Annotated in this window: 1 protein-coding gene; it reads right to left on the reverse strand. The window is 56.6% G+C overall.

Annotation, left to right across the window (positions count from 1 at the left end):
• Positions 1-42 precede the first annotated feature (42 nt).
• A complete protein-coding gene (locus DCC82_RS17415; protein ID WP_233252905.1) occupies positions 43-195 on the reverse strand; it encodes a hypothetical protein in 153 nt (50 codons plus the stop codon).
• Between the last annotated feature and the right edge of the window lie 10 nt (positions 196-205).

The following is a 205-nucleotide window of genomic DNA, read 5'->3' on the forward strand; positions in this document are numbered from 1 at the left end:
CCAATCATCACGTTTGTCAAGAGGGATTTCGTTCCCTCAAAACTAGATAACCGTCTGTTTGGAAGAAGCCGTCTTGCATAGGCGGCTAGCTTTTTGAAGTGAAACGGCCGCTTCTGCTTTACGTACGCTGTCCAGCTCCGGACGCCATCGGCTCGCGACGCTTCGGTCCCGTTGCGGCGGCAACAGCCTCCTCACGGGCCCTCCA

The organism is Geobacillus sp. LYN3 (genome assembly GCF_003064505.1).
GTDB classification, from domain to species: Bacteria; Bacillota; Bacilli; order Bacillales; family Anoxybacillaceae; genus Parageobacillus_B; species Parageobacillus_B toebii.